The organism is Tautonia sp. JC769 (assembly GCF_040717455.1).
GTDB lineage: Bacteria > Planctomycetota > Planctomycetia > Isosphaerales > Isosphaeraceae > Tautonia.
The window spans coordinates 116331-127739 of the sequence record NZ_JBFEFH010000022.1; the positions used below are offsets into that span (position 1 = coordinate 116331).

Annotated in this window: 9 protein-coding genes; 8 read left to right on the plus strand and 1 reads right to left on the minus strand. The window is 68.6% G+C overall.

The window, feature by feature from the left end; translation table 11 throughout:
• Window positions 1-199 precede the first annotated feature (199 nt).
• From AB1L88_RS19870 to AB1L88_RS19890, 5 genes are all read left to right on the plus strand, one after another.
• Window positions 200-1312: a TlpA disulfide reductase family protein gene (locus AB1L88_RS19870; protein ID WP_367098434.1), complete on the plus strand. Its 1113-nt coding sequence runs from the start codon at window positions 200-202 to the stop codon at window positions 1310-1312.
• Between the two features lie 168 nt (window positions 1313-1480).
• The gene (locus tag AB1L88_RS19875) at window positions 1481-2314 is read left to right on the plus strand and encodes a phytanoyl-CoA dioxygenase family protein (protein ID WP_367098435.1); all 834 of its coding nucleotides are present in this window, start codon (window positions 1481-1483) and stop codon (window positions 2312-2314) included.
• A gap of 311 nt (window positions 2315-2625) precedes the next feature.
• A complete protein-coding gene (locus AB1L88_RS19880; protein WP_367098436.1) occupies window positions 2626-4845 on the plus strand; it encodes a PPC domain-containing protein in 2220 nt (739 codons plus the stop codon).
• A 321-nt stretch (window positions 4846-5166) separates the two neighbouring features.
• The gene (locus tag AB1L88_RS19885) at window positions 5167-7509 is read left to right on the plus strand and encodes a c-type cytochrome domain-containing protein (protein ID WP_367098437.1); all 2343 of its coding nucleotides are present in this window, start codon (window positions 5167-5169) and stop codon (window positions 7507-7509) included.
• Between the two features lie 216 nt (window positions 7510-7725).
• Window positions 7726-8538: a hypothetical protein gene (locus AB1L88_RS19890; protein WP_367098438.1), complete on the plus strand. Its 813-nt coding sequence runs from the start codon at window positions 7726-7728 to the stop codon at window positions 8536-8538.
• A 144-nt stretch (window positions 8539-8682) separates the two neighbouring features.
• Here AB1L88_RS19890 and AB1L88_RS19895 read toward each other — a convergent pair whose 3' ends face one another.
• The gene (locus AB1L88_RS19895; RefSeq protein ID WP_367098439.1) at window positions 8683-9570 is read right to left on the minus strand and encodes a ThuA domain-containing protein; all 888 of its coding nucleotides are present in this window, start codon (window positions 9568-9570) and stop codon (window positions 8683-8685) included.
• A gap of 347 nt (window positions 9571-9917) precedes the next feature.
• Between AB1L88_RS19895 and AB1L88_RS19900 the strand changes: the two genes are divergently transcribed.
• The 3 genes from AB1L88_RS19900 to AB1L88_RS19910 form a co-directional block, all read left to right on the plus strand.
• Window positions 9918-10232, plus strand: coding sequence for a hypothetical protein (locus AB1L88_RS19900; RefSeq protein WP_367098440.1), 315 nt, complete (start codon window positions 9918-9920; stop codon window positions 10230-10232).
• Window positions 10229-10621, plus strand: coding sequence for a hypothetical protein (locus tag AB1L88_RS19905; protein ID WP_367098441.1), 393 nt, complete (start codon window positions 10229-10231; stop codon window positions 10619-10621). Before AB1L88_RS19900 ends, AB1L88_RS19905 begins: the two co-directional genes overlap by 4 nt.
• Window positions 10622-10933: 312 nt before the next feature.
• The coding region (locus AB1L88_RS19910) for a hypothetical protein (RefSeq protein ID WP_367098442.1) at window positions 10934-11409 on the plus strand (476 nt) is incomplete at its 3' end.

The following is an 11409-nucleotide window of genomic DNA, read 5'->3' on the forward strand; positions in this document are numbered from 1 at the left end:
GGCGAGAGGCGACGCCCCGCGCGGCCGATTCGCGCCGGGCACCGCGGGGGTGATCGGGGCCGACCGGGAGGGATCCGGGGCGTGGATCCGGGTTCGGGCCGGGGTTACCCTCGGAGGGATCGGGGCTGCGCGGGCGGCCCCGGCCCGTCCGTCGGGGCGTCTTCTGTGCGCCCCGGGGTCCCGAGGTGAGGGCGAGGTCATGGCCTGGATTCGCGTGATCGCGGCGTTGGCATGGGTCGGTTCCTGTGGCGTCGCGTCGGAATCGGCGTCGGCGTCGGCCCGGCAGGTCGAACTCTCCGAGGAGGAACAGGCGGTGTTCGTGCCGTATGCACGGATGTCGCAGGAGGTGCGGGCGCTGCTCGGGGAGGAGGAGGTCGAGGAGGCCCATCGGCGGGTCGAGGAGGAGCTTCGGGAGATCGAGGCCGACCGGGGGGCCGATCCCGAGGGCTGGGTGCCGGCGGCCCGCCTGGCGTTCACGCTCACGAGCCAAATGGAGCTGGCCCTCCGCACCCGGGAGGCCTGGGACGCCGCCGAGATCTGCGAGGCGATCCTGGCCCGGCAGCGCGAGCTGGTCCGGGCATTCCCCGGCGACACCTTGATCGCCAGCCGCCTGCTCACCGGCCACGACATCGCGATCCGATCGCTTCTCGACTCGGATCCCGATCGGGCCGAGCGGTTCTTCCCCTCGTGGCGCGCCGCCATCGACGCGATGCCGACCGAGGGGCCGGGATGGGGAGAGTTGGTCGCGAGGCATGAAGGAATGTATAAAAGCCGGCAGGACGGGATCGCCCGGATCCGGTATCATCGTTCCCTGATCGGCGGGCCGGCGCCGTTGCTGCCGGGGGTCGGCGACTGGGCCAACGGCGACCGCCTCGCCGGGGGGGACCTGGAGGGCAAGGTCGTCCTGCTCGATTTCTGGGCGGTGTACTGCGTCCCCTGCATTGACGCCTTCCCCGAGCTGACGCGATGGCAGGAGGAGTACGGCGGGCGCGGGCTGGTGGTCGTCGGGGTGACCGGCTGCTTCGGCTACCGCTGGGATGAGGAGCTCAAGCAGGCGATCCCGACGGAGGGGCAGTCGCGGGGGGACGACCTGCGGACGCTCGACCGGTTCGCCGCCCATCACGGCTTGAATTACCGCATCCTGGCCGAGCCGGAGGGGTCTCCGCTGCACGAGGCTTACAAGATCGGCAGCATCCCCAGCACGGTCCTGATTGACCGCGAGGGGAAGGTCCGGCTCATCGAGGTCGGGTCCGGGCCCGACGAGCTGCGCGCGATCGGGGAGATGATCGGCAGGCTGCTCGGGGATTCCTGAAGGCCCGTCGATTGCCCGTCGGCCCCGGGGGATTCGGCCGCGGTGTGCCCCCCCCGGCCACACGATGCGTCCGGAGATCAAGGCGAGGCCGCGCGGGCGGGGACGGGGGATCGTAGAATGGGGGGCCGGCCATCCTTTGAGCATCGAGCACGGATTGTGAGGCCCGCGATGAGCATCGCCGACGAATTGCCGAACCCTTCGCGGGAGCAACTGGCCCGGCTCCCGCGACGGCTCGACTTCATGCCGGTCGAGAACGCGGCCCCGGAGGTCCTGACCCGGGAGGAGATCGACCGCTTCAACGAAGTGGGCTACCTGATGCCGTTCGACGGGCTGGATGGGACGGAGGTCCGGGAGCTGCGGGCCTTCTTCGACGGGGTGCTGGGGGCGTTCCTCGAACTGGGGCGCGACAGTTACTCGATCAACTCGGCGCACCTGCGCTTCGGCCGGATTCACGACCTGATGCGGCACCCCCGGCTGCTCGGGCCGGTGGTCGACCTGATCGGGCCGGATGTCGTCGCCTGGGGTGCCCACTTCTTCTGCAAGATGCCGCACGACGGCCGGGCCGTGCCCTGGCACCAGGACTGCGCCTACTGGCCGTTGAGCCCGAGTCGGACGGTGACCCTCTGGCTGGCGATCGACGACGCCGACCCCGGGAATGCGAACATGCGGTTCGTGCCCCGGTCGCACCGGCACGGGCTGATCGGCTATGAGGAGAGCCGGGACGCCTCGAACGTGCTGGGGCTGGTCGTGGCCGAGGCCGAGGCCGGGCGTTCCGGCGACGCCCCCGTCGACGTGACGCTGCGGGCCGGGCAGTTCTCGCTCCATAGCGACCTGCTGCTGCATGGTTCGAGGGCCAACGACTCGGACCGACGGCGTTGCGGCCTGACGCTGCGATATGCCTCGGCCGAGGTCCGTGCCTGGTACGGCTGGGAACGCAAGGGGTTCGTCGTCCGCGGCGCCGACCGCCTGGGCCACTGGGCCGACGCCCCCCGGCCCGTGTGAGGGCGGCCGATGGGTCGCTCGGCTGGGGAGGTGCGATATCGAAGACGGGACAGCGCCCTACGATTTCCGGCCTCGAAGTGGAGTGGTGAAGTAGGGTGCGTTGAGTCCTCGAAACGCACCCTACAGAAGGCGAGGCGACGGAGGCAGCGAGTGAGGGGGGTGCCATTCGGAGGGTGTTGGATTTATGATGGAGGAATCGGATCGGCCGGGGTCGGGCGTCGAGGGGGACGAGACCGCCGGGAGATCGGATGCCTACCCGCCTTGGATTGACGACGCGCCCGCCTTGCGTTCCTCACGCCGGAGCTGACCCGATGAGACGACCCTGCCCGAGACGGCCCGAGCACGGGCCCGGACGATTGCGATGGCTGGCGCCGATGGCGGCGGCATGGGTCGGGCTGGGGGTGGGGGCGGCGGCGGTCGAGGGGCAGATGCCGAAGCATCGGCTGGATGTCGTGTTCCCGCCGGGAGGGACGCGGGGAGGGGCGGTGGAGGTCAGGCTGGCGGGGGCGGAGATGGAGTCGGCCTCGGGGCTCTGGTTCGATCACCCGGGTTTGACGAGCGAGCGGGTCGAGGGGGACGCCGCGCCGCCGAGGTTCCGGGTGACCATCGGCCCGGAGGTGCCGATGGGCCTGCACGACGTGCGGGTGGTCGGCCCCCTGGGGGTGAGCAACCCGAAGGCGTTCGTCGTAGGCGGCAGGCCGGAGGGGAATGAGCAGGAGCCGAACAACGGCCCGGCCGAGGCGGGGGCGATCGCGATCGGCCAGGTGATGAACGGGCAGATCGACGGCGCGACCGACGTGGACTGGTTCGCCTTCGAGGGGAAGGCGGATCAGCGGGTCCTGATCGACCTGGCCGCGGTGCGGGTCGACAGCCGACTGGATGGGGAGGTCCGCCTGTACGACGCCGAGGGGCGGGAGCTGGCCTACGGGCACGGCACGGTCGGGCGCGACCCGATGATCGATACGGTCTTGCCGGGGGACGGGACGTACCGGGTCGAGGTGAGGGATGTCATCTACGCGGGCTCGCCGCAGCATGTGTACCGCCTGACGGTGCATGACGGGCCGCACGTCGACGCGGTGGTGCCGGGGGCGGTGGTGGCGGGATCGACGGCCGAGGTGACCTTGCTCGGCCGGAATCTGGGGGGCGAGCCGTCGGGGACGGTCTTGCCGGATGGTCAAGTACTGGAACGATTAAACGTTGCGATCGCCGTGCCCCCGGACTTGCAGATCGACCCGGATCGTCCCGGCGTGGGCCTGGTGAATAGCCCGGGGGGGGGCCTCCGGGGCTTCTGGTACGTGCACGAGACGGACCGGGGGGCGGCGGACCCGGTGTTTTTGGCCGAGGCGATGGGGCCGGTGGTGGTCGAGGACGGGCCGAGCGACCGGGGCGAGCCGATGGCGATCGAAGCGCCGTGCGACCTCTCGGGAGACTTCCGGGGGGTGGACGACGAGGACGTGTTTCGGTTCGAGGCGACGAAGGGGCAGGTCTGGATGATCGAGGTGTTCGCCGATCGGATCGGCTCGCCGGTGGATGCGACGTTGCTCGTGCAAAGGGTGATGGAGGACGGGTCGCTCCGGGACATCATCGAGGCCGACGACCAGGGGGACCCGGGTACGGGCAACCGCTTCGGCAGGGCGACGGTGGACCCGGTGTTGCGGTTCGAGGCGCCGGAGGACGGGGCGTACCTGATTACGGTCGGCGACCTGTACAACGCGAGGGAGGTGGACCCGGCGGCCGTCTATCGGCTGGTGGTGCGGCCGCAGCAGCCAGATTTCCAGTTGTTCGCCGCGCCGAACGACCCGGGGAACCCGGAAGGGTTGACCTTGCAAAGCGGGGGGCGGTCGGTCGCTTATGTGCTGGCGCATCGATTCGACGGGTTGGCCGGTCCGATCCGGGTGGAGGCGGAGGGGCTGCCGGCGGGGGTGTCGGCCGACCCGGTGGTGATCGCGGGGGATCAGGTGCAGGCGCCGATGATCTTCAATGCGTCGGCCGGGGCGCCGCCGAAAGTGGGGACGGTGCGGCTGGTGGGGCGTCGGCTCGGCGAGGATGGTGAACCGGTCGATGAACCGGCTCGGGTGGCGGTGGCGGGGACGATCACCCGGCCCCCGCCGGGCGGCAACGCGCCGACCCCGGCGAGGGTGACGCGGGGGCTGGTGATGGCCCTGCGGCCCGAGGCGGCGGCGCGGCTCTCGGTCAGCCCGACCGCGGTGACGGCGGCGCAGGGCGGGTCGTTCGAGCTGACGGCCCGCGTCGCCCGGACCGAGGGGGCGCAGGGGGAATTCCAGGTCACGCCCGACGCCCTGCCGAACAACCTGGCGATCGGCAACGTGAAGATCGAGGCCGGGCAGGACGCGGTGGCCGTGCCGGTGACGGTGGCCGAGAACGTGCAGCCGGGGGTTTATACGATCTTCCTCCGCGCCGGGGGCAAGGCGACGGTCGCCGACCCGCGCAACCCCGAAGCGACGATGGAGGCGAACCTGAGCGAGCCGTCGAATCCGATCATCCTGACCGTCCGGCCGAAGGAGCAATGAGTACGAAAGCCACGAGTAGGGCCTTCCTGCACCGCGTTCCTCCCAAGGTTGCTTGGGGTGACCCGGGTCGCTCGCTGACCGGGATTGCGGAGCGACGAGAGGTACCAGAGCGGCCCCCCGTAGCCTCTTGCGGCTTCGCCGCCCCGGTTGGCGAGCCACCGGGGCCACCCGAGGACCTGGCTCGAACCTCGGCATTTCGACTCGGGATTTCGAGATGGAGATGCCCCAGGACCCCACGCCTTACCCATCAACACATTCCGACATTCCGTGATGTCGTCTCGCCCGAACGCTCTCCCACCGACCCGAACAGGACCCGCACCCATGCGACTGCGATCGACCTTCCCCCCCCTGCTCTGCCTGCTGGTGACAGTTGCGTTGACGACCGATGCCCGGGCGAGACAGCTTGAGGTGGCCGTCCCGGAGCGGGACGAGCCGGTCAGCTACATCACGGAACTGATCGATATTCTCGACGTCCGGTGCGCGGGGTGCCACAACTCGGCGTTGGCCGAGAACGGGCTGAACATGGAGGAGGTCGCCGGGATGCTCGAAGGGGGCGAGAGCGGGCCGTCGATCGTGCCGGGCAAAAGCGAGGAAAGCCTGCTCTTTCAGATGGCCGCGCACGCGGTCGAGCCGTTCATGCCGCCGGTCGAGAAGAACCTGGAGCCGATGACGCCCGACGAGCTGGGCCTGCTGAAGCTCTGGATCGACCAGGGGGCGAAGGACGACACCGAGGCCATGATGGCCGAGCTGGAGGCGGCGGATTCGGCCATCGAGCTGGGGGCCCTGCCGCCGGGGGTGAACCCGGTGTTGGCGGTCGACCTGACCGGGGACGGCAACGACCTGGCCGTCGGTCGGGCGAACGTGGTGCAGGTCTTCGACGCGAAGACGGGCCAGGAGGTGATCACGCTCGGAGGTCATCAGGATCTGATCCAGTCGATCCGGTTCAGCCGGGACGGCAAGCGGCTGGCGGCGGGGAGCTACCGGATCGTGACCGTCTGGGACGCGCCGACGAGCGAACTGGCCCGGAGCTTCGACGCCCTGGGGGCGAAGGTCAACGCGATCGCGGCGTCGAAGGACGGTACGACGGTGGTCGCGGTTCTGGAGGACGGGTCGATCCGCGTGGCCGACGCGACGAGCGACGCGGAAATCCGGACGATCGGCCCGGCCGAAGGGGGGGCGTTGCATGCCGTGGCCCTGGCGAGCGAGGCCGGGGTGATCGCGACCGGCGGGGCCGATGGGGTCATCCGCTTCTGGAAGACGGACGACGGCGCGGCGATCGGCAGCCGCAAGGGGCACGAGGGGGCGATTCACGCATTGGCATTCGTCGGGCCGGAAGGGAAGACGCTGGCGACGGCGGGCGAGGATGGCGCGGTCCGGATCTGGTCCTTGCCGGACGGGCCGGGGGCCGGGCTCGCCGAGGACGCGGAGCCGGTCGAGCGGCTCGGGCATGAAGGGGCCGTGCGGGCCCTGGCGGCGGTGCCGGGCGGCTCGGCGGTGATCTCGGGCGGGCAGGACGGTTCGATCCGGATCTGGCCGGTCGAGGGGGACGGGGAACCGCGGACGATCGCCGCGCATGAGGGGGCCGTGCAGGCGTTGGCGTGCTCGCCGGAGGGAAGCTCGATCATCAGTGGCGGTGTCGATGGGACGGCCCGGGTCTGGTCGCTGGCCGATGGGGCCGCGGGATCGGTGGTCAAGGCGCACGACGGGGGTGTGAACGCCGTGGCGATTGCGCCGGGCGGCGATCGGATCGCCACGGCGGGGGCCAACGGCGTGAAGGTCTGGGAGGCGGAGACGGGGGTCGGCGTGGTCGCCTTCGGCCACGTCGACGCGGAGGACCCGACGAAGGTGTCGGCCGTGGGGGCGCTGGCGTTCGCCGGGGACGGCCGGGTGGTCTCGGGGGCCGACGATCAAGGGATGAAGATCTGGACGGTCGAGGGGCGGTGGTCGCTGCATACGACGCTGGAACCGCATGTGTTCCGGGTGCTGGCGATCGACTTCAGCCCCGACGGGAAACTGATCGCCACCGGGGGCGGCGAGCCGGCGGGATCGGGCGAGGTGAAGCTCTGGGACGCGGAGACGGGCGAGTTGCTGCTCGACCTGCCCGAGCTGCACAGCGACACGGTCTTCGGCGTGCGGTTCCGGCCCGACGGCACGAGCCTGGCCACGGGCGCGGCCGACAAGTTCGTGCGGGTGGTGGCGATTCCTTCCGGCGAGCGGCTCAAGGCGTTCGAGGGGCACACGCACCACGTGATGAGCGTCGACTGGAACGCCGAGGGGACGCAGCTCGTCAGCGGCGGGGCCGACAACGTGTTGAAGTTCTGGGACTTCGAGAACGGCGAGCAGTTGCGGACCTCGCAGGCCGTGGGCAGCCAGGTGACCTCGGTCCGCTGGGTGCCGGGCAAGACCGAGGCGCTGGGTGCCTCGGGCGACAAGACGGTGCGTCTGTTCAACGCCGAGAACGGCCGGATTCAGCGCGGGTACAGCGGGCCGACCGATTACGTCTACGGCGTGGCGACCTCGGCCGACGGCTCGATCGTCGCCGCGGGGGACGACACCGGGGCCGTCTTCCTCTGGCAGGGGGGCGACGGGGCCTTGATCCGCAAGATCGAGCCGTTTTCGGGAGGGCGGCCGGAGCCGTCGCTGACGGCGGGCCGGGAGGAGTGAGGCCGGATTATCCTTGCTCGCCGAGCACGAGACCTGTCGGGTGCATCGAGTCCGCGAAGGTGCACCCGACAGGTCTCATCAATCCAGCGTCGTAGGGTCCGCTGTCCTCAGCCCAAGCGTTGCATGCGAAGGTCCGCACAACGGACCCTACGAGGCTTGAATCCCTGGCGGATCAAAAAAACCGGATCGGCCAACCACAACCTTCGAGGAAGCCTCATGGCTCGGGACAGCGAAGGGCCACCAAACGAGCGGGAGAAGATCCTCTTGTTCCGCGATTCGATGATCTATGAAGTGGCGCACACATTCGGGATTCCGAGCGAATTGCAAGACGAGCAGCTCGCCGACCATACCATCGGCGAACTCGTCAATTACTCAAGGCACGTTCACGCCCGCCTCTGGTGGGACTTCTTCCACCGAGGCCCTCAATCGCGTGGAAAACCCGAGCAGCGAAAAAAGAACGACGACGCCTTCTGCTCCGATTTTGATTACTACCCAAGTGATTATCAGCCACTTACATGCAATAGCGCAGAAACTCCATCCAACGAAGATCTAAACAAAGGACTCCTTCATCTTACTTATGGTAGGGTTAGAAATAAAACAAACAAGCCTTGGTCGAACCCTATCATTCAACATCTTCTCCCTTTGACGATCGCCTTTATGCAACATATCCGAGACAATCCTATTCTCCCAGGAGGCAGCGAACTCTTCACGGGAACCGACGAACGGGAATTATGGCTCCAATTGCTGAATTGCCTAATGCAATGCCAGGACGGTTGTCGTCTGCGGTTCAGTTCTGGCTTCGGAGACCAGCGAAAGGATTTTGGGATAAGGCATTCAACAGTCGGCACTCCGAGCGTTTGGTACAAATTCTTCACGGAGCCTGGTGACGTTGCCAAGCTCTATGGGGATGAAACGCGTGCTCCACTCGATGGTGCTCTGTGGACAAGTTCGATGACGAACACAACACAGAGTGGCTTTATAGTAAGCCGTTCTGGCAAGTTGATGGAATCGAGAGAGCATCGACGCTAGGCCCTCCAAGCCTGCTGCTCCGAGCGGGCTCAACGTCCGGACCGGGATTGAGACGACCCCAGCCACCCCGGGATCGGCGATTGGCGAGGGGCGCGAATCACCGATCACGAGATGGGGGTGGCCGTCGCCGGCAGGGCGATCGGATCAGCCCGGGAGGGTCTGGTAGCCGGGGGTGATCTCGGAGACGTTGGGGGTGAAGTCGGCGTCGGCGCGGCCGGTGACGACGTTGAGGCCGCCGATGAGGAGCCCCTGGTACTTAGGGTTGGTCCAGACGTCTTCGCGGTGGCCCATCGAGGTGTAGAAGACGCGGCCGTCGCCGTATTTCTTGACCCAGGTCATGGGGTAGTCGGGCCGCTCGTAGTCGCGGGCGCGGCCGGATTGCATGCCGTCGGTGAGCTGGACCATGATGCCGTGGATCTGGTCGGACATGTTGCGGAAGGCATACCACTCGTCGTTGATCTCGAACTCGGAGCCGAAGGCGTCGGCGCCGGGGAAGGCGGGGTCGACGACCTTGATCTTCGAGACCTGCTGAGGGCCGTGGGAGATGAACTCGCCGCCGATCATCTCGATGTAGGGGGTGCGGTCGTCGGGCCCGCTGTGGAAGGTGTCGGTGGCGCAGTGGATGCCGACGAACCCCTTGCGGCCGGACTGAATCGCGTCGAGGAAGGCCTTCAGCCCCTCGGGGGACATGGGGGGCTGGCCGTCGGTGCCGGGCTGGGTCAGGTCGCCGGTGGTGTAGAAGACGAAGGCGTCCCACTCGTCGATGCGGTCGGGTTCGAAGAGGCGGCCGTCCTTCGAGGCGGTCACGTCGAAGCCGTGCTCGGCGCCGAGGTCGATGAGGATCTTCTCGGAGTGGGCCAGCTCGTCGCCGTCGCGCGCGATGACCGAGTGCTGGAAGCCGGAACTCTTGGTGAAGTAGAGGATCTTCTTGCGGTCGCCGTCCTGCGCCGCGGAGAGGGTGCGGGCGAAGGCGGAGGCGCCCAGGGCGGCGGCCCCGGAGGCCACGAGCATGCGGCGTCGGTTGAGGATCATGGGTCGTTGCTCCCGGTGGTTCGGTTCGAATCGCGATCGGATCGCCGACGGGTCGGGGTCGAAGGGGGCGACGCGTGGGTCGGGACGACCGGCCGCGCCCCCGCCCATCGAGGCGCATGATACCCCGAGGGCGCCGGGTCGCCAGGGGGTGCGCCGAGAAAATCGCTTGTCGAGCGGGACCGACCCGGTTAAGCTCCAACGCTCCATCGAGGAACGCCGAGGACATGCGCATCGTTGCATGCTTCGGCGGCCCCCGGACCAGGCGCCGTCGGTTCTGTGCGCTGGTCCGGCCCGTTGGGCAGGTTCCCTCTCGTCGAGCACCGACCCGCAGGGTCGGGGAGATACGGATGTCGCACCCTGCTTCGACCGCCCTGCCACCCTCCGCCGAGGTCGAACTCGGCCAGCTGGATCGGCTCTGCACCTCGATCCGGGGCAAGCTCCAGTTCATGGATTACCTCGTGCGGGCCGCCGTGGCCGACGTCGAGCGATTCGAGGGGGAGGCGGACCCCGGGACGCGGATCTTCCTGCGTCAGTTGATCGAGATGCACGCCTCGAACCTCGCGGTCGAGTGCGAGAACATGCGGCTCGTCGGCGAGCTGTGCGGCTCGCTCGAATCGCTGGTCAACAGCGAACCCAGCTTCGGCACGGAGGACGCCGCATGAACGGCCGACCCACGGATGCGAACCCCTCGGCCACGGCGCTCGATTCCCGTCCGGACTCGGACGCGGACACGGAGACGGTGACCGCGAGCCAATCGGAACTGGCGACCACGAGCGATCGGCCGTCCGACCCGGGCGGATCGCCCGAGCTGCACCGGGCGTTGGCCGAGGTGAAGGGTCAGGCCCAGTTCCTGCTCTACCTCGCCGATCAGATCGAGGAATCGTTGCAGCAGTTCGCCGAGGAGGCGGATGCCTCGCACTCGGCGTTTTTGTGCAAGGTCTTGAGCATGTACTCCGGCCAGCTCGAGGTGAAGTATCAGAGCCTCGGCGAGCGCATCGCCGAGACGTGTCAGGAGGTCTACCTCACCGTCCGCGAGCGCGACGCGGGCTGAGCCCGCCGGAAGGCAAGCACCCCGACCCGAGCCTCGCTGGAGATGTTACCGCTGCGCGCCGACGAGGTGATCGGGGCGCCGGTTGGGGTATACGCGACCTGGCAGGGCGGTTCTCCACGCCAAGTTTCTGAGATCATCACCCCGGCGGGTGGGTGGCCCGGACAACGTGTTGTCCGGGTCGCGCAGCGACAAGAGGGGCCGCTAACCGCCCGGCAGGCTTGCCTTGGCGAGGCCCGCTCGACGGCCTCTTGCGGCTTCGCCGCCCGGACAACACGTTGTCCGGGCCACCCAGCGGTCCATCAGGACGGCCAAATGACTGCATCGCCCCGCCCGAGGCTCCGGTTCTCGCTCAGCCAGCTCATCAGGCTGGTGATCTATTGCGCCGTGATCCTCGGGTGCCTCGTCCCGATGATCCGCCCTGGCGGGTATGGCCGGGGCTGGGACCAGGTCATCTTCCTGGTGACACTCGAAGCGATCGCCCTCCCGCTGGCGCTGACGGCGTGCACGATCGCCTTGGTGCGGCCGGGCCCAGGGAGGTCGATCGCCGTCACGAGCCTGTTGCTCTGCTCGACTGCCGCTGTCTTGGCCTATGCGCTCTTCGCCTCCTGGAGTCTCATCGAACCGCAGCTTGCTGCCATGCGTTCCCCGCTGAAAGTGCCACCGAACCTGATCGCCCGTAGTATCGTCGTCCTCCTGGACCCGGCGATTGGGGCAGCGTTCGTCCTCTTGGCGAGTCGCCTGGCGCGTCTCCTGCGGGCGGGGAGGTCCGCATCGCCCGTCCGCGACAG